Genomic DNA, 25,741 nt, shown 5'->3' with positions numbered 1-25,741 from the left:
ACGAAGTCAGTAACCATATCTACGGCAAGGCGACGTTGACGTGGTTTGAAGAGATTTTCGAAGAGTATTAAAAGAAAAAGGACTAGATTTCTCTAGCCTTTCATTTCTAATTAGAATTTTTTACGTTTACGAGCTGCTTCTGATTTACGTTTACGTTTTACAGAAGGTTTTTCATAGAATTCACGTTTGCGTGTTTCTTGAAGAGTACCAGCTTTAGTAACCGCACGTTTGAAACGACGAAGTGCGTCGTCAAGAGATTCATTCTTACGTACTACTGTTTTAGACATTTTTTTCACTCCCTTCAAGTTCAATATCTATTTTATTCTACACGTAAAAGGAATAATTGTCAAGCAAAAATGCGGTTTAATTTTGATTTTTTCTTACATTTATACAAGAGTTGAAAGCGTTCAATAGAACATTGCTTTTTTATTTTTCAAGTAAGCTGAGCGCTTCAGCATCTGCAATGATGGTCACATCAGGGTGGTTTTGCAAGCTACTTGCTGGTAGAGACTCAGTCACTGGGCCAGACACTGTTCCGGCAATGGCTTCTGCTTTCGACTCACCGTAAGCAAAAAGAATAATAGACTTGGCATCCAAAATGTTTTTAATCCCCATTGAAATAGCTTGGGTTGGGACGTCTTCAATCTTGTCAAAGAAGCGCGCATTGGCTTCGATAGTAGACTGGTCAAGTTCTACTAGATGCGTTTGACTGTCAAATGGAGTACCAGGCTCATTAAATCCGATATGTCCATTGCGACCGATTCCCAAGATTTGCAGGTCAACTGGATGGTCAGCCAAAATTTGGTTGTAGCGTTCAACTTCAGCTTCAGCATTGTCCTTAACACCACGAGGCAAGAAACTTTCTTTAAATGGTTTTTGGTTGAACAAGTTTTCTTGCATGAAGTGACGATAAGACTGAGGATTGTCGCCATCAAGGCCTACATACTCATCAAGGTTGACACTGGTTAGATTTGAAAAATCGAGGTCACTCTCAACAATTTCCTTGTAAAATTCAAGTGGGCTACTTCCTGTAGCAAGTCCTAGGGTTTGAGCTCCGTTGGCCAATTTTTCCTTCAAAATCTCAAAAGCAACTTTTCCACCTTCAACTTGGTTTTCAACTTTAATAACTTTCATCTTTTCATCCTCCATTTCTGTCTATATTTATTATATGGTATAGACCAATTTTTGTCAAGTGAAAACGATTTAATTTCTAAAAAAAGAGCGACTATACTTGAAACATGTTATAATGGATAGGATTAGAACTTAGAAAGAATGAACAGATATATGAATACAGCTGATTTTGATTTCCACTTACCCGAGGAATTGATTGCCCAAACGCCCCTTGAAAAACGTGATGCCTCTAAACTCCTCATTGTCAACCGTGAGACGGGAGCAATGCAGGACAAACACTTCCACTCTATTATTGATATGCTTGAACCTGGTGATGCCCTTGTCATGAACGACACCCGAGTTCTCCCCGCTCGCCTCTATGGTCAAAAAGAGGAGACAGGAGGTCATGTGGAACTTCTCCTACTCAAAAATACTACTGGAGATGAGTGGGAGGTTCTGGCTAAACCTGCCAAGCGCCTCAAGGTTGGCACTCGCGTCAGCTTTGGTGATGGTCGCCTCAGCGCTGTCGTTACAGAAGAATTGACCCATGGGGGCCGTATTGTCCGCTTCGAATACCAAGGAATTTTCCTAGAAGTTTTGGAAAGTCTGGGAGAAATGCCTCTGCCACCTTATATCCACGAAAAACTGGATGACCGCGAACGCTATCAAACTGTTTACGCCAAGGAAAGTGGCTCTGCTGCAGCACCAACTGCTGGTCTTCACTTCACCAAAGAGCTGCTGGCAGAAATCCAAGCTAAGGGTGTTCATCTAGTCTATCTGACTCTTCATGTCGGACTCGGAACCTTTAGACCCGTTTCAGTTGACAATCTGGACGAACACGAAATGCACTCAGAATTTTACCAACTTTCTGAGGAAGCAGCTGCAACCCTTCGCTCTGTTAAGGAAAATGGTGGTCGCGTCATCGCTGTCGGAACCACTTCTATCCGCACCTTGGAGACTATTGGTTCCAAGTTTGATGGGCAAATCCAAGCAGATTCTGGCTGGACCAATATCTTTATCAAACCTGGCTATGAATGGAAGGTCGTGGATGCCTTTTCAACCAACTTCCATCTGCCAAAATCAACTCTGGTCATGTTGGTTTCTGCCTTTGCTGGCCGTGAATTAGTCTTAGATGCCTACCACCATGCCATCCAAGAACACTATCGCTTCTTTAGTTTTGGCGATGCCATGTTTATTTATTGAGAAAGAATTTCTCTAAATCTTCTAATACCAATAAATCGCTAAGATATTATTTCAAAGAACATCTACAATTGAAACTCTAGCTAGCTGTAGAGGATGCCTAGTACATTGAAATTAAAATGCTTCCCCCTAGCTTCGAAAATATTGCCATATATTGCGTTGACTCTCCAAATTGTTTCATCTATATTTTATTTCAGCTTCCTATATTTTCTTCGCTGTTTGTAAATCAAAAAGCAAGACACATGAGTAGCACCATATTTGTTACTCTTATCTGTCCTCTCAAGAGACTATTATGAGTTGTTTCAGAATCATTCACTACTTTGACCCTGACTCTCCTTAGTCTCAAAATCAAAGACTTATACTCTTCGAAAATATCTTCAAACCGCGTCAACTTCATCCACAACCTCAAAANNTTCGTCAGTTCTATCTACAGCCTCAAAGCAGTACTTTGAGCAACCTGCGACTAGTTTTCTAGTTTGCTCTTTGATTTTCATTGAGTATTAAACAGAAAGTGAACAAACCTGAATTCTAATGTACAGAAGACTAGGCTTGTTCACTTTTTTATAGTCGCTATAAGATGATCTTATCTATGGCTTTTTATACATAATTATATATTCAGATATACTATTATCAATTGTGTCGCAGGGAGGAATCTATTAACGCACCCATTCACCATTATCATTGACTCTATAACCATCTATACTTGTATTGACCGCTAGCTCACCCGATGCATTTACATAATACCATTTACCACCAACTTGGAACCATTGAGTGGCTTTCATAGAACCGTTGCTGTTGAGGTAGTACCATGAACCATTATTTTGTAGCCAACCTGTCTCCATGGAACCATTATCGTTTAGATAGTACCATGAACCATCAACTTGCTCCCAACCTGTTGCCATGGAACCGTTAGAGTTGAGATAGTACCATGAACCATTCACTTGTACCCAACCCGTTACCATGGAACCATTAGAGTTGAGGTAGTACCATGAACCATTCACTTGTACCCAACCCGTTGCCATGGAACCATCAGTATTATAAAAATACCACATACCATTTTCTTGTTTCCAGCCTGTTGGCGCAACTGGTTTAGCTGGTTCTACTGCTGCATCCGTTCCTTGGTTAGATGTAACAGATACAGGATACGAAGGAATAGATGACTGCTCAGGAACAACAACTTTTTCAGGTTCTCTCGTCCCTCTCCTTATACGTCTTTTTACCATTTCTTTAGTAATTTGACGAGAAGTAGTTTCTTCAATTGTTCCATCATGTTCATCTACAGTATAAATTGTAGTAAGCGTAATTTCACCAATTTCTCCTGCTTCTTCTACTTCTTGACCCTTATCAAGAGTTGGGTCATCGAGATACTCTGTTTCGATTGGAATTTCTTGGACAAGAACTTGGGGCTTGGTTCCTTTTTTAACAACTCGTGTTTGAGAGTCTTCTTTTTGACTTAAAGTACTCTCAGTTACTTGTCCACTCTTTCCATCTACATCATAAGTTATCGTTGTAACTGTTTTCCCATTCTTTCCTAGAGTAATCTCTTGCTCCTGTCCTGCAGAAAGGTCATTGTCTGCTTCATATTTAGTAGCAAATGGAACAAGAACTTCTTCAACCTTGCTTTTGGCTGGAACTTTGATAACTGTGTCTGTCGGTTCTTTTCTGTCTACAGTAACCTTTTCTGTGACCTTACCAGTCTCTGGATTAACATCATAGGTTCTTGTCGTGGTTACATAGCCATCCTCTCCGTCAACCATCTCAATAGAAGCTCCTCGGTCTCTACTCTCATCTTTTTCATAACGGATGACACTTGTAGGAAGGACTTTACGCTCAACCTTGCTTTTGGCTGGAACTTTGATAACTGTGTCTGTCGGTTCTTTTCTGTCTACAGTAACCTTTTCTGTGACCTTACCAGTCTCTGAATCAACATCGTAGGTCCTTGTCGTGGTTACATAGCCATCCTCTCCATCAACCATCTCAATAGAAGCTCCTCGGTCTCTACTCTCATCTTTTTCATAACGGATGACACTTGTAGGAAGGACTTTATGCTCAACCTTGCTTTTGGCTGGAACTTTGATAACTGTGTCTGTCGGTTCTTTTCTGTCTATAGTAATCTTTTCTGTGACCTTACCAGTCTCTGAATCAACATCGTAGGTCCTTGTCGTGGTTACATAGCCATCCTCTCCGTCAATTGTAACAGGATTTTCACTACGGTCTTTTGTTTCATCTTTTTCAAAACGAATTCGAGTACTTGAAATTTTCTTGGTTACTACCTTAGGTTTAGTCGCTACTTTTACAATAATATCCCCATTATCAGCGTCATCATACTCTATTCCCTCTTCTTTATCTCTAGTATCATCTCTGACATATTGAATCCCATCAGCAGCATGAACAAAACTTGTATTCAGGATTCCTCCTAAAAATAAAGTTAGCCCGACCATCACAGAACCAAAAATCTTTCCGAGTTTACGTAATGCATAGCGCTTATTGGTATTAAATTTTTCCATTACATCCTCCTTCTAAAAGTTACTACTTCTAGTATAGCATCTTTTCTGGCAAATGTTAAATAATATTTTTAATATATCAAATAAATTTAGAATAATATATTGATTATTGAACTAACACTTCAACTATATCGTAATCAATCTCATATATAGAAAATTGCAGACATCTTATCTAAATACATGCTAATATATTTAGATACAAACATTCCAACTTGATAATTTTCACTCATCTTTCATCATTCTTTATACAACGATGCAGTAGCAATCGAATAGTTTGTTCATCAGAATGAGAATATTTTAATGTTAGATATTTTGATAGAAAAACATAAATAAAATTGGTGGAATTTAATTCTCTAACTCGATAGAGAATTCTATTGTAAATTTAACAACAGCTAGAATTACACTATAAAAAGCATAGTACCACCTGTTTGGCTGGAGAATCTAGTCGATTAGCTCCCTCTTAGTTACAAGATTAAAGAAGGAACTAGAACATCTGTCTTGTACTAATCAATATGCTATTTTAAAGTTGCAAATAAACTTGGGATGCCAATTATTATATTTACAATAAATAGTTGACTTCAATGAAAACAGAAAAGAGAATTCAACATTCTTCCCTACTTATCTGATAATAAATAAGATCCGCAAGATAGCCTTTTCTCTCTACACCATTAACAATGGTTTGTAGATAGGACATCCCTGCTTTCTCCATGACACGACCTGAAGCTGGGTTGAGACTGGCATATCGAGCTCTGACCTTTTGAAAACCTACTTGAGTAAAACAAAAGTCCAAGATAGCTTTCAAGGCCTCTGTCATAATCCCATGTCCCCAGTAAGCCTTGCCTAGCACATAGCCGATTTCACAACTTAAATCAGCCTCGTCTATCTTAACGATGCTGATATCTCCTATCACTTGTTCTGGGTTTTCTTTGAGACAAATGGCCCATTTGTAATAGTTAGGATTGGTATAGGAGGCAACCCAATTTCGAATGGAGTTTCGAGTGACCTCGACATCAGGATGGGGATCCCAAGTGACGTAGGTTAGATTCTCAGCAGACGAAGCCCAATTTTGAAACATAGCTTCTGCATCACTCTCCACAAATCTTCTCAAGATTAAACGTTCTGTTTGTAATATTTGTGTACCGATAGATTTCACGATACTACCTCACTTTCTGATAGATGATTCTCTGTCCAGTCTCCATTGAAATTTGTTTTGCTTTTGAATTTCAAGGTAATAAGCTAAAAAGGCCCACTGGACCTTCTCTCACTTTCTTATTTCAAGGTGAGAGGCTGAAAACCTCCACTGGAGGTTTTCACTCCCAAAAGTCATCAAATAAGGTGATTGGTAGATGGCGTTTGTGTTGGCCTTTGTGCCACCAATTTTCGATAGTTGTTTGAGCTTCTGAGCTGATTGTTTTGCCTTCTAGGTAGTCGTCAATCTCTTCATAAGTGACTCCTAGGGCTACTTCGTCAGCTAGGCCTGGTTTGTCTTCTTCTAGGTCTGCTGTTGGGATTTTTTCATAAAGGGCTGGGTCTGCACCAAGTTCCTTCAATAGTTGTTTTCCTTGACGTTTATTGAGACGGAACAGTGGTAAAATATCTGCACCACCGTCACCAAACTTGGTAAAGAAACCTGTGATATTTTCCGCAGCATGGTCTGTTCCAATGACCGCTCCGCTATGGGCACCAGCAAGGGCATACTGAGCAATCATACGGCAACGAGCCTTGATATTGCCCTTGTTGAAGTCTGAAACAGGACTACCTGTCGCTTCAACTGCAGCTGTCATAGCGTCAGCTGATTCCTTAATATTGACGACTAAACTGACATCAGGCTGGATAAAGGCTAGTGCTTTTTGAGCATCTGCTTCATCAGCTTGCACTCCATATGGCAGGCGGACAGCGATAAATTTGTAGCTGTCGTCTCCCGTTTCTACTCGCAGTTCTTCCATAGTTAATTGAGCCAATCGACCTGTTAAGGTTGAGTCTTGTCCTCCAGAAATTCCTAGTACAAAAGTCTTTAGGAAGGGATGTTTTTTCAGGTATCTTTTTAAGAAATCAATAGAAAGACGGATTTCTGCCTGAGCATCAATCACCGGTTTGACACCCAGCTCTTGGATAATCGTTTCTTGCAAACTCATTCTTCTTCTCCTTCACCAAGGGCTTCCTTGCGCATCTTATCAATCAAGTCCATCTTATCTTGCCATACATCACGCGCCAAATCTACTGGATAATGTTGCGGATTGAGCACGCGCTTGTACTCATCCCAAAGCTTGTCGAATTCCTTACGGGCATAAGCCTGAATCTCAGTCAAGCTAGGCAGATTGTAAATCAATTTTCCGTCCTTGAAAATATCCACCAATAGAGGAACAGCATCAAAATTACGAACGGTCTTCTTGATGTAAGTATAGGTCGGATGGAACATCTTGATTTCTGTCATGCTGGCAACATCTACGCCATCATAAGTGATATAATCGCCTTCTGACTTGCCCTTTTCACGACTGGTAATGCGCCACACCTGCTTCTTACCTGGCGTAGACACTTTTTCCGCATTATTAGACAGCTTAATCGTATTGCGCATGTTCCCATTTTCATCTTCGATTGCAACAATCTTGTAAACTGCTCCCAGAGCTGGCTGGTCATAGGCTGTAATCAGCTTGGTTCCCACGCCCCAGACATCAATCTTGGCCTTTTGCATCTTGAGGTTGAGGATGGTATTTTCATCTAGATCATTAGAAGCATAAATCTTAGCCTCTGTAAATCCAGCCTCGTCCAGTTGCTGACGGACTTTCTTAGAAATGTAGGCAATATCCCCAGAGTCAATCCGCACACCCATAAAGTTAATCTGGTCACCCAGCTCACGCGCCACCTGAATGGCCGCTGGCACACCGATGCGAAGGGTGTCATAGGTATCCACAAGAAAGACGCAATTTTTATGGGTCGCAGCGTAAGCCTTGAAAGCCTCATAGTCGTTACCATAAACCTGTACCAAAGAATGGGCATGAGTACCCAAAACAGGAATGTCAAAGAGTTTACCCGCACGCACATTGCTGGTTCCATTGGCGCCACCAATCACCGCTGCGCGTGTTCCCCAGATAGCCGCATCCATTTCTTGAGCCCGACGTGTTCCAAACTCCATTAAAGGTTCATCTTCAATGACTGAACGAATACGAGCTGCCTTAGTCGCCACTAATGTCTGGTAGTTGACGATGTTCAAAAGGGCCGTTTCGACCAACTGACATTGAGCTAGAGGGCCTTCCACTTGCACAATCGGTTCATTAGCAAAGACCAAGTCCCCTTCTTGGGCAGAACGAACGGTCAACTCCAACTTGAAATTGCGGAGATAGTCCAAGAATGCCCCATGATAGCCCAGCGACTCCAAATAGGCAATATCACAATCTGAAAAACGCAGGTCTTCAAGATAACTCACAATTCTTTCCAAACCTGCAAAAACTGCATAGCCATTTTTAAAAGGCTGCTGGCGGAAATACACCTCAAAGACCGCCTTTTTATTGTGAATCCCTTGGTCAAAGTAAACCTGCATCATGTTGATCTGGTACAAGTCCGTGTGCAATGTCAAACTATCATCTGGATACATACTTTTCCTACTTCCTTAGCTAGAAACACATGAAGATTTTCAAGAACTTTCATGTATTCCAATAAATTAGTACTATTATATCACATTTTATCTGGATTGAGAAAAGAGTAACAAGCTATTCTCCACTCTCGACTCCATACTTTATCACTTAAAAATAAAAAAGGACAGCTAATCCCTTGCACATCAAGGGATTTCGCCATTCTTTAATGTCGTTTAAGTGTTCTATATGGAGCTTTGCATAATTTTTTAAAACTAAACAACTACATTAAGCACGAACTGTGACGCTGGTTCCATCTTCCTTATAAAGATTGATGAGACCCTCTTTAAGAGCTCGAACCATATCTCCAGCTTGAACAGGTTGTGGGACTTTAATAGTCAAGAGTTCCATTGGATTTGGAGCGCGGTCGATTTTATTGCCTTTGGCATCATGTAAATCTTCGATATACGTTTCAAAATGACGGAAACCTGGACCATAAAACTCAACTTGGTCGCCTTCGTTAATAACGTTCCGTTGACGAATAGTTGCTGTTTGTGTCGCATCATCATAAGAAACCACTTCAGCGACAAACTTGTACTCAGGAATTTTACGACGAGCACCAAATAACTGTTCATTTTCAGATGGTGTACCATAGTAAAATCCTGTAGCCAATTCACGTTGGGCAACCTTCCACATCTCGTCCACCAAGTCTTGTTTGATAGATTCAAACTTTTCAGGACTTTCAAGATAGGCATCCACAGCCGCCTTGTAGCAGTTGGTTACTGTTGATACGTAGTGAATAGACTTCATACGCCCTTCAATCTTAAGACTGTCCACTCCATTTTCAATCATATCTGGGATATGGTCAATCATAGACATATCAACGGCTGACATTGAAAATTCTTCTGGAATCTCACCCTTCAAACTCTTGCGTTCTTTCCCAAATGGCATATCGTAAAGGTCGTATTTCCAACGGCAAGATTGAGAGCAACCACCACGGTTAGCATCACGCATACTCATGTGGTTTGAAAGAGTACAACGACCAGAGTATGAAATACACATAGCTCCATGGACAAAGGCTTCAATCTCAACATCTGTACGTTTGCGGATTTCTGCCAATTCTTCCATTGAAACCTCACGCGCCAAAACGACACGAGTCAAGCCCAGTTCTTTCCAGAACTCAAGGGTTTCATAGTTAGTCGCACTGGCTTGAGTGGAAAGGTGGATTTCAAGACCTGGTGCTTCTGTTGCTGCAATCATAATCAAGGCTGGGTCAGACACGATAACTGCTGCAATCCCAATATCACGCAGTTTACGAAACCACTCACCAGCACCAGCTTCATTTCCTTCATGCATAACCATGTTGGCAGCCACATAAACCTTAGCACCATACTTGGCCGCAAACTGGACACCTTCTTCCATCTGTTCAAAGGTAAAGTTTCCGGCACGGCTACGAAGACCATAGGCCTGACCGCCAATAAAGACAGCATCTGCTCCATACTGAACAGCTACTTTTAGCTTCTCTAAAGTCCCTGCAGGTGATAAAACCTCAGGACGTTTTAATGTTTTTGTCATGTTTTCTCCTATTTGCAATATAAAAGTTTGACGTTTTTCCTTCTCATTTTATAGTAAATAAGCCATAAAATCAAGCCTAGACAGATTGTTTTGACAATTCTAATCTTTTAAACTTTGCATAATAACTGTTAAACTGTCGAAAATTAACCCAGTTTTAACAGGTAGTCAAAAAGTCTAGAAAAGTAAGAACCAGTACCCAAAGATACTGGCTCATTAAACTACATAAATTAGTCCTTAGATGACTATTCCCATTCTATTGTTTTCTAAATTGATAAGGTTTGATATAGTTTAAAATTAAGGATTTATACTAGTTATTTTTATAAGAATTTATTAGAATTAATTTCTATTGTTTACAGAGTTGAAATTAATGTGTAACAAAAACACAACATTTTTTGTATAATAGTATTAGTAATAAAAAGGTGGTGATATAGTAAGATTAGCTGTTAGACTAGCAATAGAAACACGAAATAGTATCGATGCTCTAAAAAAAGAAATAAAAGCAACTGGAGAATTTGATAATCTTCATCTTACTAATGGGTTTGTCGTAAATCAAGCTTATTTAGATTCTAAAAAAATTACTGCTGAACAAAACTGGGATAAAGTATTAAAATTTGGGTCTCAAGTTGAAGAACGAAGTGCCCCAAAAACTCGAACTGATTTACAAGTAAATCAAACTACTATTGATGATATTGCTGAGTTAAAAAAGATTTTACCTCTATATACAGAAACAAATTATGTAACCACTTCTTTTGTTATCAGAATGATAGTGAGGGGTTCTCTTTTAGTGCGTCACGGAAAAATTTAGGCTTCAAGCCTATTTTTTTATTTCAATTTTATGTGTCGACAAAACACGACACTTATTTTATAACAGTGGCGTGAAATAATTACAACACTGAAATTATATAAAGAAGGTTCAACAATGCTTAGATCAATTTTTAATGCAGAATACATTTATTTGACTATTTTTTGTAGTGTTAAATATTTTATGCGTTTAACTTTACATTTTAGGAAGAGGAGAAGTTTATAATCAGTTTTTGAAGAAAAAAGTATAAAAAATGCTATAATAGAATACATATAGTAGGGGAGGAGAATTACAATTGTTACCTAAAAAAATTATCACACCTAAAGTACCACCTATTAAAATCCAAGGAATAAAAACTAAATTAGTTCCATTTATTGCTGAATCAATAAAGTGGGATGGTAAAGGAACATACTTTGAACCATTTATGGGATCTGGTGTAGTAGGTTTTAATTTAGAACCACAGAAGGCTATTTTTAGTGACACCAATCCCTATATCATTCAATTTTACAAAGATATTCAATCAAAGAAGATTACTGCTCAAACAGTTAGAACTTTTTTAGAAAATGAAGCAACTAAATTATCTAGTACTCCGGCTGATAAGACATCTTATTACTATGAAGTTAGAGATAGATTTAATAAAGAACATAGCTCTTTAGATTTTTTATTTTTACAACGTTCCAATTTTAATGGAATGATACGTTTTAATAATAAAGGTAATTATAATGTTCCTTTTGGACGAAAACCAGAGAGATTTCAAAAAGCATTGATTACAAAAATTGTAAATCAAGTTTCATGGATTGAAAAAATAATGAAGGGTAAAGATTGGGAATTTATCTGTATTCCTTTCACTAAAGCATTTGAGATGATGGGAGAAAATGACTTTGTTTATTTAGACCCTCCGTACATTGATCGATATGATGGATATTATGATTCTTGGAGTGAAGAATACGCGACATTACTCGCAGAACTTACTCAAAAAGGAAAAGCAGGATACGCCTTTAGTATGTGGTACGAAAATCAGTATAGAAAAAATACCCACATGGAAAAATGGACGGATGGAAAGTTGTTAACTACTGAACATTTTTATCACTTAGGAGCAAAGGAATCTAATCGAAATAAAATGATAGAAGCCCTAGTAATAAGTGAATCTAATTCAAACCTAAATGAAGTGCATCCTGAACAAGAGCAAATTAGCCTTTTTGAAATATAAAAAATAGAGCGAACTGCTCTATTTTTTATCAAATGTTTCCTCGTACTGAGATAGATAATCTGAATATAATTGTTTTAATTCTAGCGATTTAGGTTCATCTGTTTTAGAAAGCCAATCAAAATATCCTTCAAGATTATTATATAAAGATTGTTTTACCTTTTGGGTATCAGTATATCTTGGGTAATGTTTCCAATAATCTTTAAACACATCATCTCCTAAAACGGAGAAAGGGCCTGCACCATAAACAAAAGGCTTAATGGATGTTGAAGTAATTGTTCCAATATTATCGGTATTTCCACTACCTTTCTTATCACCACATATTCTATACTTTTCTTGAACAAACATTTCTATATTTTTATATGCAGGAATTATAGAATCTAATTTCTCAAAATTAACTTTTCCAGTAGTTGGTTTCGTCTCTCGAGTATAGACAACACCTAAAATATAATGACCGTCATAATCAGAGTAATGACCTACAATATTCTTTGTTCCATTTCTCATAAAACTTGTAAAACTACCTCCAGTAAAGCCAAATTTCGTATTTTCGCTTCTTCTGTAAGTAGTTTTTATATCGATGGCAATTTTTCGCCCATCTTGCTTTTTAAAATAAAAATCAGGGTATACAGTTTGTTTTTCAGATTCATGTAAAGTATAGCCCAATTCATTGGCTGAACGTTGCAATGCTTCGAAAGCTATAACTTCAAACAATCTACCTATAATCTTTGAATCACTCCCAAACGTGTAGATTTCCTTCTTTTTGTTTATAAAACCAACGAGTTCCCATTCATTTTCATTTTTTGGTAAATACTTAGCAATAGTATCAATTATTTTATCTGTATAAGGTGTCATTTACTCAGCTCCTTTGTTTGCGAATTGTTTGCGATTATTTAATTAAAGGCTCTGAAACATTGATTTCAAAGCCTTTTTATTGTAATTTTTCTTACTCCCACTCAACAGTTGCAGGTGGTTTACTTGTAATATCGTAGACGATACGGTTAACGTGATCTACTTCATTTACGATACGAACAGAGATTTTTTGAAGGACATCCCAAGGAATTTTGGCAAAGTCAGCAGTCATACCATCAATAGAGGTGATGGCACGGATTGCAATTGTATAGTCATACGTACGACCGTCACCCATAACACCAACTGAACGAACACCTGTGTTAACAGTGAAGTATTGCCAGATATCGCGGTCAAGACCAGCCTTTGCAATTTCTTCACGAAGGATAGCGTCTGACTCACGAACAGTTTCCAGTTTCTCCTCAGTTATTTCACCCATGACACGGATAGCAAGTCCTGGTCCTGGGAATGGTTGGCGCCATACGATATGGTCTGGCATACCAAGCTCTGTACCAAGGGCACGAACTTCGTCTTTATAGAGAGTGTTGAGTGGTTCAATCAATTCAAATTGCATGTCTTCTGGAAGACCACCCACGTTGTGGTGTGACTTGATAGTTTGAGCTGTATCCGTACCAGACTCGATAACATCTGTATATAAAGTACCTTGAGCAAGGAATTTCACATCTTTGAGCTTGCTTGCCTCGTCATCAAAGACATAGACAAACTCGTTACCGATGATTTTACGTTTTTGTTCAGGGTCAGAAACGCCAGCAAGTTTATCAAGGAAACGTTTAGCAGCGTCTGCTTTGACGATATTCAAACCAAACTTACCACCAAGCATATCCATAACTTGATCAGCTTCTCCTTTACGAAGAAGACCATGGTCTACGAAGATACAGATCAATTGATCGCCAATCGCTTTTTGGAGAAGAACCCCAACGACAGATGAGTCAACTCCACCTGATAGACCAAGAAGGACACGTTTATCGCCGACAGTCTCACGAATTTTTTGAATCTGCATGTCGATGAAGTTATCCATTGACCAGTCGCCTTTAGCCTTACAAATGTTAAGGGCAAAGTTACGAAGGATATCATTTCCGTATACAGAATGACGAACTTCTGGGTGGAACTGGATACCGTAAATGTGTTTATCTGGGTTTTCGATAGCTGCGTATGGGCAGTCAGCTGATGTACCTGTACGAACAAAGTCAGAAGGAATTTCAGTAACTGCATCACCATGGCTCATCAATACAGTTTGTTCATCAGGTGTTGATTCAAAAAGCGCTGATGGTGTGTGAGTTAGGGTTGATTGACCGTATTCACGATTCCCAGCGTCACCTGCAGGAACAACTTTTCCTCCAAGTTTATGGGTCAATAACTGCATACCATAACAAATTCCCAAAATAGGAATTCCGAGTTCGAAGATTTCTGGGTCAATATCAAATGAACCATCTTCGTATACAGAGTTTGGACCACCTGATAGGATAATTCCTACAGGATTGATTTCACGAACTTCAGCAGCTGAAATTTTATGGCTTTTTAGTTCTGAAAAAACACCAATCTCACGGATACGGCGTGAAATCAGCTGGTTGTATTGGCTACCATAGTCCAATACGATGATTTTTTCTACATCTTGCAAATCAGTTGATATGTTGCTCATCTTTTTCCTTTCTCAAAAGAAATATCTTTTTTCAATATTCTATCACAAATAAGGGTGAATTACCAACTAAACAAGGCGAAGATTGACTTTTTCTAGTTTATTAGGGTACAATAGAGAAAAGATAGAAATGAAGTGAAAAATATGCTACCCGCTTATATGAAAATCCATGATCAGATTAAAAAGGATATTGACGAACATCGTTGGGCTATTGGGGAGAGGCTTCCCAGTGAACGAGATTTAGCAGAGCAGTTTGCGGTCAGCCGCATGACCCTCCGCCAAGCCGTATCTCTATTAGTCGAAGAAGGCGTCTTAGAGCGCCGTGTAGGAAGCGGCACCTTTGTATCCAGTACACGTGTACAAGAAAAGATGCGAGGGACAACCAGTTTTACTGAAATTGTTAAGTCCCAAGGTAAAGTACCCTCTAGCCAGCTCATTTCCTACAGAAAAACCATTCCCAATGAGCAGGAAGTTGCCAAGTTAGGCATTTCTCCAACGGAAAATATTATCCGAATGGAACGGGTCCGCTATGCCGACCAAGTCCCTCTGGTTTATGAAGTTGCTTCTATTCCTGAGAAATTCATTAAGGACTTTAAAAAAGAAGAAATCACTAGCCATTTCTTCCAGACTCTACAAAAACACGGCTACCGTATCGGTAAATCACATCAGACCATCTATGCTCGCCTTGCTAAAGAAAAAATTGCCCACTATTTGGAAGTTGAAAAAGGACATGCTATTCTTGGTTTAACTCAGGTTTCTTACCTAGAAGATGGTACTGCTTTTGAATACGTAAAAAGTCAATATGTAGGCGAACGTTTTGAATTTTATCTTGAAAATAATTAGATTACTACGCAAAAACTCTCTGTCACGGACAAAGAGTCTTTTTTATTTTTCTAAGAGTAAATCTTTCAACGAAATCAGAGTTACAGCAAACAATATCATTGCCATACCAAGAAAATCAATGGGATAAAATTGTTCATTCATGATTAAGAAGGCAAAGAAAACCGCCGATATTGGCTCAATTGAAGCCAACAAGCTTGACTTGACCGGTCCTATCAGACTGGCTCCTTTAAGGAAAGCTGTATAGGCAAAGACAGTTCCGATAAGAATAATACCCGCAAAAGCAAGGAGAAAATCAAGACTAGTCGGGATAGCGGCCTGTAGAACCCCTGTAAAAGGAAGGGCGACCAAACCTGCTATGACCATTCCCACACCAATGACCAAACTGCTCCCCCACTTCTTAATCAAGGCTATGGGCAAAATGATATACATGGCGTAAGTCAGAGCAGAAAAGAGCCCCCAGAACAGACCTGCAGGTGTCATAGATAACTGGTCTAACTGCCCATGAGTGGCGATCAGGAAGGTTCCTCCAATGGCTAATATGATAGAAACAATCTCTCCCAGTGTTGGCGCCACCTTATCCTTGATACAGCTATAAATCAAAATCCCGACAGGACAAACATACTGAAGCACTGTTGCGGTTCCTGCATTGGTCTCCTGAATAGCGGTTAGATAGGCAAATTGGTTGAGAAATAGACCAATTAGAGCAAAAAGAAGAAGAGGCAGCAAACTCTTTCTATCCTTTAAAAAGGTCAGCATTTTATCCTTTGCAGTAGCATAAGCCAAGAGCATAAGAATCCCACCGGCGATTAAAAGACGCAAGTTGGTCAAGACCAAAGCCGAAATTCCGTGTGCCATCAGGTATTGGCCACTCGTTCCTGACAAGCCCCAAGCAATCCCAGCCACAACTGTTAATAAAGTCCCTTTTAAACTGTTTGACATGTCTCTCCTTACTCTTCTTTACGAATCAAGTCCATCACTTGATTGCGGTCTATAATCCACTGAGCCCTCTCATCCTTTTCATAGGTACGATTCGATAGGAAAATGGCCGCTTCTTGCTTCTGACGATTCCACATGATAAAGGTACCCGTATAGCCCGTATGGTCTAGCCAATCTCCCTCCAAATTCCATGCCAAAGAACGTTCCTTATCATCCAAAGGAGAAAAATTTTGACTCAAATCTCTTGCAAAATCATCTGCTAAATAGTGTTCTAAAAAGATTTGTAAATCCTTTACAGTCGAAAACAAACCAGCACTACCTGCATGTCTGCCCAGGAGGCGAGCCTTGGGATCATGTACCAGACCTGCCTCTACACCTCTGACTGTTGGAACAGCAAGCTCAACCGGCCCAAACTGGGTTTCATTCATTCCCCAAAGATTCCAGACTTGTTCTTGTAAAATCACATCCAAGTCTTGATTAAAGATTCTTTCCAAAATAAAGCCCAAAAGCAAAAAATGGACATCCGAATAAAGAAAGGCTGGCTGATTTCGTCTATTGAGATGAAACATCGCTTCCTTTAATTCAGAAGCTGTTAAAAGATCACGATTGAGAATAAACGGATCAAGATCCGTAGCATGGGTTAAGAGCTGGCGAATAGTGATGTCTGGATAATCACTCTCAGGTAAAAAATCTATTACCGGTCTGTCAATATCCAATTGACCTTTTTCCCACAAGAAGGTAAAAACAGTACCAACCCCAACAACCTTGCTGACACTAGCTAGGTCATAAACAAGTCCTGCCTCTGTCTGCAAGCCATGCTCTGGGTCCCTCTGGCCTAAATAGACCTCCGTCCATTGATTGTCCTTAAAATATGCAAAAGAGGCTCCGGGATAAATCCCTGCCTCGATTTGTTCTTCTATTTTTTTAATAATCTTGGTCCGCTTCATACTTCTTCAAACCACAATTCAACATTATTTCTATCTTTTCCAAGGAAGAATTTTTCAGACTTAGGAATAAAATATTCGGTAGACTCAAATTTCTGGCGAAGACTTGCTATATCTAGTTCATTGACCAAGAACTTGAGCATAGATAAGTCCCAAGTAACCGTATTGTTCACAGTCAAATCTTGACCCTGAGCTGGGATAAAATCAAGTGATTCTCCAACTTCAGATGACTCCAAGAAACTATCGACATCAGTTGGGAGATGTAATTCCATAGAAATCTCAAATTTACTTAAAGAAATTGACTCCAGATCTGTTTGAAATTCTGGCTTTTCTCCTACTTCTACTAGACTTGCTCTGTCATCTTCCGCATGAATCAAAATCAAATCATCTTCTGGTGAAAAAATTTCAAAAGCGTAGCCATTTTGCCCCTTATATAATCGATGAATCGAATCTGTCTTAGATAAGAGTCCTTCGATTTCCAAGGGATTTTCCACCTTGATAATCAATCTGGCCAGTTTTTTTCTTCCCTCTACCTTACGAGTACGCATACTGGGAGCTTCTTCCAAAACCAGCTTCTCAAGACCTGTTTGATCACCTAGTGACAGAAAGGCTGACTCCTCTAACAAGACCTTCATACCAAGGGTTTCAATATAAAATGTTTCATTTAATTTTCTATTATTAACTTTTAAAGTAGGAATAATCCGTACAATCTGATTTACATTCATAAATTCCTCCGTCACTTTTTATTTTAAAGGATTTTAGAATTTTTTACAAGATATTATGCTCAAATTTAACATTATTTAGCTATTTAGTAAAGATAGTCTTTCAAAGCTTTGGTCAAAACCTGATAACCGGCAACACTGAGGTGCAGCCCATCAGTTGTATAGTCTTTTTTGAGTTGGCCTGCTTGGTCTGTCAAACTATCAAAAACTGGCACAAAGTCCACCTGCATATAGGCAGAGGCAAGTTCTTGATAGGCTTGATTCCAATTCTGAATTTTTTCATTCGTGCGGATATAGACTGTCTGCTTGTACTCCTCTCCCTCATTGACTGGCAAAATAGAAAGCAATTTAATCTCAGTTAATGGATAATCGCAAGCAATAGACTGTATGATAGCTTCGAGATTATTGAGAGTCTCATTCACAGGCACATCTTTTCCGACATCATTTGTCCCAATCAAAAGGACAATTTTATCTACTGCCCCACCGTACAGATGCGCATCTAGATTCTCTAATAACAGTCCTGTCTGATAGCCACGAATTCCTCGATTGACAATTGTCTTCGAAGTCCCGAATAGTTCCTGCAGAGGATAATATTCAACAATGGAATCCCCAATAAAAAGAACATCTGGCTCTATAACAGAAACTTGATTTAGGTGACGATACTTGGTTTGAATTTTACCTTGTTCCTTTAGGAGCCAATTTTCTAATAACTGTACTGCCACTTCATTCTCCTTTTTCTAACCAGTTTTCCAAGACTTGGTAAACTCCTCCTTGGCTGTTGGCTGGTGCTAGAGCAGTCGCCACAGCTTTGGCCTTATCATCAGCATTTTCCATCGCATAGGCAATTCCAGCCATTTCAAGCATTTCAACATCATTTTCACTGTCACCAAAAGCCATAATTTGTTGGGGGTTCAAGTCCCAACGCTTGAGTAATTCTTCCAAGCCCCATGCTTTATGAATCCCAGCTTGAAGGATATCAATGCAACCATAGCCACTCGATACAGCACGAACACGGCCATCAAAGAGGTCATTGATTTCTTCCAAAACCGAACTCAAACGTTCCTCACCAACAACCATACTCATCTTGAGAACACCACCAAAGAGGTCAGATATTAACTCATCCACAAATTGCATCCGTTGGTAGAATTTTTCAATCATTTCTGGAGTCATAAAACTTTCAAGGTCTGTAAAAATAGTACCTTCTTTGACAAAACCACCCTTCATCCCCGTTACCACAAACTGGTCCTGACACGCTCGACCCTTGAAATGAGCCAAAGCCTTATCGACAATGGCGTCATCCCATGTCTGAGCCTGAATCAGTTCATTGTTTTCAAAAATACGAGCACCGTTAGCAACAACCAGAACCACTCGATTCACCAAGTACCTCAGTAGTTGCCTCATGCGGTGAATTTCATTGCCCGTCGCGATAACAAAACGAATGCCCCTTTTATCCAACTGATCTAAAATCTTTTCCAATCGTGGGAGATCCAGCTGGCCTCTAGCATCCAGCAAGGTTCCATCCATATCTGTCGCAATTACTTTAATCGTCATTTACTTTCCTCTGGATTCAAACTAATCCCACTTCAATCCCACATGTTCGTTCATTTCTTTATAGGCTGTATCAATTCGTTCCTTAGTCGCTTCATCTAATTGATCACGATGACTGCCACCCTCGATAAAATCTTCTAAGATATAGGTTTGGTAATGATATAAAGGATAGCCTTCTGGTGAAAAGGTTCCCTTTGGTGTTCGATTGACCCAAGTAGGATGAGCTTTAGCTGTTCCGATAGTTGTTTTTCTATCCTTCTTCTTAATGGTCACGTCCATAAGAACACCCCGTTCAGTCCACTTAGCATTTTCTTCATCTCCCATAGATTCAATCCGTTGATTGGAAATGAAGTTCCCCATTGAATAAATAATGAGTTTCTTATCCCCATCTTTTTCAACCGTTTCAGATGGTTCAACAACGTGAGGATGCCCTCCAAAGATGATATCCGCTCCCCAATCAATCATCTTGTGATAAAGAGCTTTTTGTTCCTCAGTTGGTTCCAATCGATACTCAACACCCATCTGAGGCATGATAATGGTGATATCTGCTTCCTTCTCTGCCCGTTCAATTTCATCCTTCATCTTATCTTCGTTTAAATCTGAAAGATAACGATTATAGTCTTCCTGAGAAATATACTGCTCAATTCCATTGAAACCATAGGAATAGGCCAAAAGAGCAACCTTGATACCATTCACTTCCTTAATGACCAGCGGAGCCTGATCACGTGGTTCATGCGTATAAACTCCGATTGGAGTGATTCCAGCTTTCTCAATAATATCGGCCGTTGAAATAACTCCCTCAATTTGCGAATCCAAAATATGATTATGAGCTAAATCCAGCACATGATAACCTGCATCCTTAATGGCATCCATAACTTCAGCAGGAGCATTAAAGAGAGGATAACCCGCTAAATAATGATCCTTATTGATGGTTCCTTCAAAATCACCAATAGCTAAATCTGCTTGCTTGAGCCAAGGCGTCACATACTCAAAATTCTCATGAAAGTCATAGGTACCGTCTTCTTTTTTAGCTGAAAAGAAAAGTCCATCGTGGTAGAGCAAATCTCCGTTGGCCATAATTCTGGCAGTTTTTTCCTCTTCCTGCTCCTGAGACTTTTGCTTAGTCCCCTCTTGAGAAATAGTATCTCGTTTTTGACTGGTCAGAGGCATGCCTTGGAAACTTTCAAACAACAAGACCAAGCCCATTGATAAAGCAACTGCTAGCAAGAGTACCGCCACAAATCCTTTATTGCTCCACTTGCGATAACTCCTAAAAAAGTTTACCAAGCCCTTCATAAAACGAAAAGCTAAACCACCCTGATTTCTATCTTGTCTTCTTTGCATCTTCATTCTCCCTACTTTCTTATGCAAGCCTTTTCTTTTTATTATATCACAGATAAGTATTTCTTTCACAATTGAATTGAACATCCTATCTATTTTCTATAAATCCTAAAGGCTATAATACTTTCAATCCTTGTCATTTTGTGTTATCATGTAGAGGTAATGAAAGGAGAGAAAATGTCTGCTATAGAACGTATTACAAAAGCTGCTCACTTAATTGATATGAACGATATTATCCGCGAAGGGAATCCTACTCTACGCGCGGTTGCTGAGGAAGTCACTTTTCCCTTGTCTGACCAGGAAATCATCCTTGGCGAAAAGATGATGCAATTCCTCAAACATTCCCAAGATCCTGTCATGGCTGAAAAGATGGGGTTACGCGGGGGGGTTGGACTGGCTGCTCCCCAGTTAGATATCTCAAAACGCATTATCGCTGTTTTGGTGCCTAATATTGTTGAAGAAGGTGAAACTCCAGAGGAAGCCTACGATTTGCAAGCCATTATGTACAATCCAAAAATCGTCTCTCACTCTGTTCAAGACGCTGCTCTTGGTGAAGGAGAAGGTTGCCTATCTGTTGACCGCAACGTGCCTGGCTATGTTATTCGCCATGCCCGCGTTACTGTTGACTACTTTGACAAGGATGGAGAAAAACACCGTATCAAACTCAAAGGCTACAACTCCATCGTTGTTCAGCATGAAATTGACCACATCAACGGAATCATGTTTTACGACCGTATCAATGAAAAAGACCCATTTGAAGTTAAAGATGGTTTACTGATTTTGGAATAAAGAAAATCCCGTTGCAAGACGGGGTTTTGTGTTATAATAGAGGCATGAAAACAAATGATATTGTCTATGGCGTCCACGCCGTTACCGAAGCCCTCCTTGCAAACACAGGAAACAAACTTTACCTCCAAGAAGATCTCCGAGGTAAGAATGTTGAGAAAGTCAAAGAACTGGCTACAGAAAAGAAGGTGTCCATTTCTTGGACTTCAAAAAAATCTCTCTCTGAGATGACTGAAGGTGCTGTCCACCAAGGTTTTGTTCTACGAGTATCTGAATTTGCCTATAGCGAATTAGAACACATCCTAGCAAAAACACGCCAAGAAGAAAATCCACTTCTATTGATTCTGGATGGCTTAACTGACCCTCACAACCTAGGCTCCATCCTGAGAACGGCCGATGCAACCAATGTTTCAGGTGTCATCATTCCCAAGCACCGTGCTGTCGGAGTTACTCCTGTCGTTGCCAAAACGGCCACAGGTGCTATTGAACACGTTCCCATTGCCCGAGTGACCAACCTAAGCCAAACTCTAGACAAACTCAAGGATGAAGGCTTCTGGACCTTTGGAACGGATATGAACGGTACTCCTTGCCACAAGTGGAATACAAAAGGAAAAATCGCCCTCATCATCGGAAATGAAGGAAAAGGCATTTCTAGCAACATCAAAAAACAGGTCGATGAAATGATTACCATTCCTATGAATGGACATGTTCAAAGTCTCAATGCCAGTGTTGCTGCAGCCATTCTCATGTACGAAGTTTTCCGAAATAGACTATAAAAAAGTTTCCAGTCATACGATTGGAAACTTTTTTATGATTAACTATGTTCTGTGATAAATTTATAGGCTTCTTGACCAGCAATAGCCCCATCTCCAACTGCTGTTGTTACTTGGCGAAGGTCTTTCAAACGAACATCTCCAACTGCAAAGATACCGTCAACTGCAGTTTTCATGTGGTTATCTGTCACAATCCATCCTGCCTGATCTTGGATATTCAATCCTTTAACAAAATCGCTAAGAGGGTCCAAGCCAACATAGATAAAGACACCACCGAAGGCTTTCTCTGTCACTTGACCTGTTTTCACATTTTCAAATACGACAGATTCTACTCGGTTTTCACCTTTGATTTCCTTCACTACAGAATCCCAGATAAAGCTGATTTTCTCATTCGCAAAGGCGCGGTCTTGTAAAACTTTTTGGGCGCGAAGTTGATCACGACGGTGAACAATGGTAACAGTCTTTGCAAAACGAGTCAAGAAGAGGGCTTCTTCAACAGCTGAATCTCCACCACCGACTACCAACAAATCTTGGTCACGGAAGAAAGCACCATCACACACGGCACAGTAAGAAACACCACGACTGTTCAGTTCTTCTTCTCCAGGTACTCCCAAAGGACGGTGTTTAGAACCAGTCGCTACGATAACTGTACGTGTTTCATATGTTTGGTCATCAGTAATCACTTTCTTAAAATCACCATGGTCTTCGACATTTCCAACATAACCATAAATGTGCTCAACACCAAGATTTTCAAGTGGTTCAAACATCTTTTCAGCCAATTCAGGCCCACTAATATTAGCATATCCTGGATAATTTTCAATATCAGATGTATTATTCATCTGACCACCTGGCAGACCACCTTCAATCAAGGCTACTTTCAGATTGCTTCGAGCAGCATACAAGGCTGCAGTCATACCTGCAGGTCCAGCACCTATAATAATAGTATCGTACATATAGATTCCTTCTTTCTTGTTGTAACTATCTTTATTCTAACTCTTTCTTGTCAATCAAGCAAGGATTATGCCTTGAAAACAAGAATTAAACTCATAACCGCAAAGGATAATACTGGAACAACCAAGACCCCAATCATAATCATATCATAGAGATGGGCTTGGCGAGCCTTAGCTGTCTTATCAACTCCCGACATGGCTCTCAGTCCAATCCAAATCCCTAAAAAAATCAGGACGAGGATGGTGGTCAAGATCAAACTCTCGAAATATAAAGAAAATAGTTGCAGTAGCATGATTTCTCTCATTTCTATCTTTTTTAAAGAGTAAACTCAGCTAGTCCAGCTAACTGAGTTTTTCTTTATCTATTATATCAAATATAAGTCCGTTTGTAACTAGCGAAGAATTCTTTTGTCCGCTCTTCTTTAGGATGGTGGATAATCTCATCCGGTGTTCCAGACTCGATAATTTTCCCCTTATCTAAGAAGAGAATCTTATCAGCCACTTGGGCTACAAAGGACATATCGTGACTAACTAAAATCATGGTCTGACCTGACTTAGCAGCATCTGCAATAGACTTTTCTACTTCTCCGACCAATTCTGGGTCAAGGGCTGAAGTTGGTTCGTCTAAGAGCAATACATCTGGTTTCATAGCAAGCGCACGCGCTAGGGCAACCCGTTGCTTCTGTCCACCTGATAAATGGCGAGGATAATGGTTTTCACGGTCAGAAAGCCCAACCTTAGCCAACTCTTCCTTGGCAATCTTGGTTGCTTCTTGGTCAGATAATTTCTTAACAACAACCAAACCTTCTTTCACATTATCAAGTGCCGTGCGGCGTTCAAATAAATTAAACTGTTGAAATACCATAGATAACTTGCGACGTAGGGCAAGGATTTCTTCTTGAGTGATCTTAGAAAAATCAACTGAGAAATCATCAATCTGAATCGAGCCACTGTCAGGTGTTTCAAGATAATTGAGACTGCGAAGGAAGGTTGATTTTCCAGCTCCTGAGGAACCAATCAAGGCTACAACTTCCCCTTTTTGAATATCCAAGTCCAGATGATCCAAGACAGTCTGTCCTGAAAAGGATTTGCTTAAATTCGAAATCTTAATCATTAACGAAGATCTCCTTTCACATCTGTTTGCACTGTATCGGGTGCAGAAATAGCCATTTTTCTCTCGATGAAACGACCGAGGCTTTCAATTCCAATATTGACTACCCAATAAACAAGGGCTACAGAGATGAATCTCTCAAAGTAACGATAATCAGCTCCACCTAGAATCTGAGCTTGAGCAAAGACTTCCACAACACCCGCACTAAAGGCTAGGGAAGTTCCCTTGGTCAAGCCGATGAGGGAGTTAATCAAGGTTGGAGTTGCCACAACTGCTGCATTTGGAATAATCACGCGACGATAAACTTGCGCTCGGGTCATCCCCAGACTGCGTGCCGCCTCAATCTCACCAGGATTGACTGAGAGAATGGCTGCACGAATGGTTTCACTCGCATAAGCAGCCTCATTAAAAGCAAAGGCAACAATCGCAAAAGCTGCAGCTGGAATAGCATTGATATTGAGACCAGTTCCCCATTGCTGATTGAGGGCTTTCAAAGCCAAAGGAATTCCGTAGTAGGTCAACATGAGCTGCACTAAAATCGGTGTCCCTTTTAAGAAACTAACAAAGAAGGCCTGCAAGGGATATAAAATCTTGACACGATTGATTTTCACAATGGCAAAAAGAAGCGCCAAAACCAAGCCAAAAAGAGCACCACCAATGGTCAACATAATCGTTGTTGGAAGTTGTTGAACAATTCTTGGAATCCCATCAAAGACCGAACGCAGGCTAAAAAGCTTGCCATCCGGAATCAATTGCATCAAGTTTTGGTACCAATCTGATGCTAAAATTGTTGTAACATTCATAAAAATATCCTCTCCTGATAATGATTCATTCTACCATACTTCTGCCGTCAATGAAATTATTTGCTACGGTCAGATACAGACTTTGTCTACCTACTAGTTTATCATACTTTGAAACAGGGAGGTTATATATTTTATCTATCAAAGAGATAAGTAAAAACTATTTCAGTCCCAATTCTTCATAAGCTTTTCGATAGCCGATTTGCTTAACAGTTCCATTTTCTACTAAAATCGGTCGTTTTAATAACATACCGTCGCTTGCTAGCAACTGAGCTGCTTCTTGATTTGATAAACTTCCTACCTTATCTTTTAGCCCTAATTCACGGTATTTAATTCCACTGGTGTTGAAAAATTGTTTCAATTCAAATCCTGAGGTTTTTAGCCAGTTCAAAACGACTTCTTGGCTGGGTGTTTCTTCCACGATGTGAACAGCTTTGTAGTCCACACCGAGTTGGTTTAATTCTTGTTTTGCTTTTTTACAAGTTGAACATTTTGGATATTCGATAAATTCTAACAT

Annotated in this window: 25 protein-coding genes; 5 read left to right on the top strand and 20 right to left on the bottom strand. The window is 39.6% G+C overall.

Annotation, left to right across the window (positions count from 1 at the left end):
* Positions 1–110: 110 nt before the first annotated feature.
* Together rpsU and HT720_RS04315 are read right to left on the bottom strand one after the other, a co-directional pair.
* Positions 111–287: a 30S ribosomal protein S21 gene (gene rpsU / locus HT720_RS04320; RefSeq protein ID WP_000048054.1), complete on the bottom strand. Its 177-nt coding sequence runs from the start codon at positions 285–287 to the stop codon at positions 111–113.
* Positions 288–426: 139 nt separating this feature from the next.
* Entirely contained in the window at positions 427–1,134 is a 708-nt protein-coding gene (locus tag HT720_RS04315) for a glucosamine-6-phosphate deaminase (RefSeq protein WP_173274820.1), read from the bottom strand.
* A 150-nt stretch (positions 1,135–1,284) separates the two neighbouring features.
* Here HT720_RS04315 and queA point away from each other — a divergent pair, with 150 nt between their 5' ends.
* Entirely contained in the window at positions 1,285–2,313 is a 1,029-nt protein-coding gene (queA, locus tag HT720_RS04310) for a tRNA preQ1(34) S-adenosylmethionine ribosyltransferase-isomerase QueA (RefSeq protein ID WP_173274821.1), read from the top strand.
* 653 nt (positions 2,314–2,966) lie between these two features.
* Here the strand turns inward: queA and HT720_RS04305 are convergent.
* The 5 genes from HT720_RS04305 to HT720_RS04285 form a co-directional block, all read right to left on the bottom strand.
* The gene (locus HT720_RS04305; protein WP_173274819.1) at positions 2,967–4,817 is read right to left on the bottom strand and encodes a PspC-related protein choline-binding protein 1; all 1,851 of its coding nucleotides are present in this window, start codon (positions 4,815–4,817) and stop codon (positions 2,967–2,969) included.
* 598 nt (positions 4,818–5,415) lie between these two features.
* Complete coding sequence (locus HT720_RS04300) at positions 5,416–5,967, bottom strand: GNAT family N-acetyltransferase (protein WP_173274818.1); 552 nt, start codon at positions 5,965–5,967, stop codon at positions 5,416–5,418.
* A gap of 157 nt (positions 5,968–6,124) precedes the next feature.
* Positions 6,125–6,949: an ammonia-dependent NAD(+) synthetase gene (gene nadE / locus HT720_RS04295; protein WP_173274817.1), complete on the bottom strand. Its 825-nt coding sequence runs from the start codon at positions 6,947–6,949 to the stop codon at positions 6,125–6,127.
* Positions 6,946–8,406: a nicotinate phosphoribosyltransferase gene (locus tag HT720_RS04290; protein WP_173274816.1), complete on the bottom strand. Its 1,461-nt coding sequence runs from the start codon at positions 8,404–8,406 to the stop codon at positions 6,946–6,948. Before HT720_RS04290 ends, nadE begins: the two co-directional genes overlap by 4 nt.
* A gap of 265 nt (positions 8,407–8,671) precedes the next feature.
* Positions 8,672–9,958: a U32 family peptidase gene (locus HT720_RS04285; RefSeq protein WP_050389893.1), complete on the bottom strand. Its 1,287-nt coding sequence runs from the start codon at positions 9,956–9,958 to the stop codon at positions 8,672–8,674.
* 1,097 nt (positions 9,959–11,055) lie between these two features.
* Between HT720_RS04285 and HT720_RS04280 the strand changes: the two genes are divergently transcribed.
* A complete protein-coding gene (locus HT720_RS04280) occupies positions 11,056–11,970 on the top strand; it encodes a Dam family site-specific DNA-(adenine-N6)-methyltransferase (RefSeq protein ID WP_050242102.1) in 915 nt (304 codons plus the stop codon).
* Between the two features lie 18 nt (positions 11,971–11,988).
* On the opposite strand, the gene HT720_RS04275 is transcribed toward HT720_RS04280, so the two are convergent.
* The gene (locus tag HT720_RS04275; protein WP_173213653.1) at positions 11,989–12,819 is read right to left on the bottom strand and encodes a type II restriction endonuclease; all 831 of its coding nucleotides are present in this window, start codon (positions 12,817–12,819) and stop codon (positions 11,989–11,991) included.
* A gap of 91 nt (positions 12,820–12,910) precedes the next feature.
* Positions 12,911–14,473 carry a glutamine-hydrolyzing GMP synthase gene (guaA, locus tag HT720_RS04270; protein WP_012972538.1) on the bottom strand — a complete coding sequence of 521 codons (1,563 nt, stop codon included), beginning with the start codon at positions 14,471–14,473 and terminating at the stop codon, positions 12,911–12,913.
* A gap of 141 nt (positions 14,474–14,614) precedes the next feature.
* Between guaA and HT720_RS04265 the strand changes: the two genes are divergently transcribed.
* On the top strand, positions 14,615–15,313 hold the full coding sequence (locus HT720_RS04265) for a GntR family transcriptional regulator (RefSeq protein WP_033683857.1): 699 nt from the start codon (positions 14,615–14,617) through the stop codon (positions 15,311–15,313).
* A gap of 42 nt (positions 15,314–15,355) precedes the next feature.
* Here HT720_RS04265 and HT720_RS04260 read toward each other — a convergent pair whose 3' ends face one another.
* The 6 genes from HT720_RS04260 to HT720_RS04235 all read right to left on the bottom strand — a co-directional run bounded on the left by HT720_RS04260 (position 15,356) and on the right by HT720_RS04235 (position 20,807).
* A complete protein-coding gene (locus HT720_RS04260) occupies positions 15,356–16,252 on the bottom strand; it encodes a DMT family transporter (protein WP_173274815.1) in 897 nt (298 codons plus the stop codon).
* An 8-nt stretch (positions 16,253–16,260) separates the two neighbouring features.
* Positions 16,261–17,196 (bottom strand): serine hydrolase domain-containing protein, encoded by a 936-nt coding sequence (locus HT720_RS04255; RefSeq protein WP_173274814.1) that lies wholly within the window; start codon positions 17,194–17,196, stop codon positions 16,261–16,263.
* Positions 17,193–17,918, bottom strand: a complete 726-nt coding sequence (locus tag HT720_RS04250) for a CppA family protein (RefSeq protein ID WP_173274813.1) — start codon at positions 17,916–17,918, stop codon at positions 17,193–17,195. Before HT720_RS04250 ends, HT720_RS04255 begins: the two co-directional genes overlap by 4 nt.
* An 83-nt stretch (positions 17,919–18,001) precedes the next feature.
* On the bottom strand, positions 18,002–18,637 hold the full coding sequence (locus HT720_RS04245) for an SGNH/GDSL hydrolase family protein (protein ID WP_173235038.1): 636 nt from the start codon (positions 18,635–18,637) through the stop codon (positions 18,002–18,004).
* A 1-nt stretch (position 18,638) separates the two neighbouring features.
* A complete protein-coding gene (locus HT720_RS04240; RefSeq protein WP_173235040.1) occupies positions 18,639–19,466 on the bottom strand; it encodes an HAD family hydrolase in 828 nt (275 codons plus the stop codon).
* A gap of 21 nt (positions 19,467–19,487) precedes the next feature.
* Positions 19,488–20,807, bottom strand: a complete 1,320-nt coding sequence (locus HT720_RS04235) for a CapA family protein (protein ID WP_173274812.1) — start codon at positions 20,805–20,807, stop codon at positions 19,488–19,490.
* 174 nt (positions 20,808–20,981) lie between these two features.
* Here HT720_RS04235 and def point away from each other — a divergent pair, with 174 nt between their 5' ends.
* Positions 20,982–21,593, top strand: a complete 612-nt coding sequence (gene def / locus HT720_RS04230) for a peptide deformylase (RefSeq protein ID WP_112444173.1) — start codon at positions 20,982–20,984, stop codon at positions 21,591–21,593.
* A 44-nt stretch (positions 21,594–21,637) separates the two neighbouring features.
* Complete coding sequence (gene rlmB / locus HT720_RS04225) at positions 21,638–22,366, top strand: 23S rRNA (guanosine(2251)-2'-O)-methyltransferase RlmB (RefSeq protein WP_000855758.1); 729 nt, start codon at positions 21,638–21,640, stop codon at positions 22,364–22,366.
* Positions 22,367–22,404: 38 nt separating this feature from the next.
* On the opposite strand, the gene trxB is transcribed toward rlmB, so the two are convergent.
* The 5 genes from trxB to HT720_RS04200 form a co-directional block, all read right to left on the bottom strand.
* Positions 22,405–23,316 carry a thioredoxin-disulfide reductase gene (trxB, locus tag HT720_RS04220; RefSeq protein ID WP_173274811.1) on the bottom strand — a complete coding sequence of 304 codons (912 nt, stop codon included), beginning with the start codon at positions 23,314–23,316 and terminating at the stop codon, positions 22,405–22,407.
* Positions 23,317–23,381: 65 nt separating this feature from the next.
* The gene (locus HT720_RS04215) at positions 23,382–23,606 is read right to left on the bottom strand and encodes a DUF4059 family protein (protein ID WP_000926599.1); all 225 of its coding nucleotides are present in this window, start codon (positions 23,604–23,606) and stop codon (positions 23,382–23,384) included.
* Positions 23,607–23,683: 77 nt separating this feature from the next.
* Positions 23,684–24,427, bottom strand: coding sequence for an amino acid ABC transporter ATP-binding protein (locus tag HT720_RS04210; RefSeq protein WP_000590965.1), 744 nt, complete (start codon positions 24,425–24,427; stop codon positions 23,684–23,686).
* Positions 24,427–25,227 (bottom strand): amino acid ABC transporter permease, encoded by an 801-nt coding sequence (locus HT720_RS04205; RefSeq protein ID WP_001103449.1) that lies wholly within the window; start codon positions 25,225–25,227, stop codon positions 24,427–24,429. The genes HT720_RS04210 and HT720_RS04205 overlap by 1 nt, the downstream gene beginning before the upstream one ends.
* Positions 25,228–25,384: 157 nt before the next feature.
* On the bottom strand, positions 25,385–25,741 hold the full coding sequence (locus HT720_RS04200; protein ID WP_173274810.1) for an arsenate reductase family protein: 357 nt from the start codon (positions 25,739–25,741) through the stop codon (positions 25,385–25,387).

The organism is Streptococcus sp. 68 (genome assembly GCF_013277415.1).
In the GTDB taxonomy this organism is placed as follows: domain Bacteria; phylum Bacillota; class Bacilli; order Lactobacillales; family Streptococcaceae; genus Streptococcus.
This window is presented reverse-complemented; position numbering and strand designations above follow the sequence as displayed.

Coding starts and splice junctions, on each gene's coding strand:
- HT720_RS04205 (WP_001103449.1), bottom strand. CDS start 25,227: ATGAATGTTACAACAATTTTAGCATCAGATTGGTACCAAAACTTGATG.
- HT720_RS04240 (WP_173235040.1), bottom strand. CDS start 19,466: ATGACGATTAAAGTAATTGCGACAGATATGGATGGAACCTTGCTGGAT.
- HT720_RS04285 (WP_050389893.1), bottom strand. CDS start 9,958: ATGACAAAAACATTAAAACGTCCTGAGGTTTTATCACCTGCAGGGACT.
- HT720_RS04315 (WP_173274820.1), bottom strand. CDS start 1,134: ATGAAAGTTATTAAAGTTGAAAACCAAGTTGAAGGTGGAAAAGTTGCT.
- HT720_RS04250 (WP_173274813.1), bottom strand. CDS start 17,918: ATGAATGTAAATCAGATTGTACGGATTATTCCTACTTTAAAAGTTAAT.
- HT720_RS04275 (WP_173213653.1), bottom strand. CDS start 12,819: ATGACACCTTATACAGATAAAATAATTGATACTATTGCTAAGTATTTA.
- def (WP_112444173.1), top strand. CDS start 20,982: ATGTCTGCTATAGAACGTATTACAAAAGCTGCTCACTTAATTGATATG.
- rlmB (WP_000855758.1), top strand. CDS start 21,638: ATGAAAACAAATGATATTGTCTATGGCGTCCACGCCGTTACCGAAGCC.
- HT720_RS04210 (WP_000590965.1), bottom strand. CDS start 24,427: ATGATTAAGATTTCGAATTTAAGCAAATCCTTTTCAGGACAGACTGTC.
- HT720_RS04255 (WP_173274814.1), bottom strand. CDS start 17,196: ATGAAGCGGACCAAGATTATTAAAAAAATAGAAGAACAAATCGAGGCA.
- HT720_RS04265 (WP_033683857.1), top strand. CDS start 14,615: ATGCTACCCGCTTATATGAAAATCCATGATCAGATTAAAAAGGATATT.
- HT720_RS04290 (WP_173274816.1), bottom strand. CDS start 8,406: ATGTATCCAGATGATAGTTTGACATTGCACACGGACTTGTACCAGATC.
- HT720_RS04200 (WP_173274810.1), bottom strand. CDS start 25,741: ATGTTAGAATTTATCGAATATCCAAAATGTTCAACTTGTAAAAAAGCA.
- trxB (WP_173274811.1), bottom strand. CDS start 23,316: ATGTACGATACTATTATTATAGGTGCTGGACCTGCAGGTATGACTGCA.
- guaA (WP_012972538.1), bottom strand. CDS start 14,473: ATGAGCAACATATCAACTGATTTGCAAGATGTAGAAAAAATCATCGTA.
- HT720_RS04235 (WP_173274812.1), bottom strand. CDS start 20,807: ATGCAAAGAAGACAAGATAGAAATCAGGGTGGTTTAGCTTTTCGTTTT.
- rpsU (WP_000048054.1), bottom strand. CDS start 287: ATGTCTAAAACAGTAGTACGTAAGAATGAATCTCTTGACGACGCACTT.
- HT720_RS04215 (WP_000926599.1), bottom strand. CDS start 23,606: ATGCTACTGCAACTATTTTCTTTATATTTCGAGAGTTTGATCTTGACC.
- queA (WP_173274821.1), top strand. CDS start 1,285: ATGAATACAGCTGATTTTGATTTCCACTTACCCGAGGAATTGATTGCC.
- HT720_RS04260 (WP_173274815.1), bottom strand. CDS start 16,252: ATGTCAAACAGTTTAAAAGGGACTTTATTAACAGTTGTGGCTGGGATT.
- HT720_RS04305 (WP_173274819.1), bottom strand. CDS start 4,817: ATGGAAAAATTTAATACCAATAAGCGCTATGCATTACGTAAACTCGGA.
- nadE (WP_173274817.1), bottom strand. CDS start 6,949: ATGAGTTTGCAAGAAACGATTATCCAAGAGCTGGGTGTCAAACCGGTG.